The sequence below is a fragment of the Rhizobium croatiense genome (assembly GCF_019793465.1).
Taxonomy (GTDB): domain Bacteria; phylum Pseudomonadota; class Alphaproteobacteria; order Rhizobiales; family Rhizobiaceae; genus Rhizobium; species Rhizobium croatiense.
In genome coordinates this window covers 1-333 of record NZ_JAILYJ010000100.1, presented here as the reverse complement: position 1 = coordinate 333, position 333 = coordinate 1, and the positions used below count along the sequence as shown (strand labels likewise).

At 60.1% G+C, this 333-nt stretch carries 1 protein-coding gene; it reads left to right on the top strand.

The features are described from left to right. The coding region (locus K6M89_RS32040; RefSeq protein WP_222141874.1) for an extracellular solute-binding protein at window positions 1–333 on the top strand (333 nt) is incomplete at both ends.

Here is a 333-nt window from a genome sequence, read left to right as displayed (position 1 = left end):
ACTGGCTGTGGATCAACAAGGCGGTGATGGACAAGATCGGCGGCACTGAGCCGAAGAGCTTCGACGACCTGATCGCGCTGCTCGACAAGGCGAAGGCTGCCGGTGTCATCCCCTTGGCGCTCGGCGGCCAGAACTGGCAGGAAGCGACGATGTTCGATTCCATCGTGCTGTCGACCGGCGGCCCGGAATTCTACAGGAAGGCGATGAACGATCTCGACGAGGAGTCGCTGAAGTCCGAGACGATGAAGAAGTCCTTCGACAACCTGGCGAAGATCATCCAATACGTCGATCCGAACTTCTCCGGCCGCGACTGGAATCTGGCGACCGCCATGG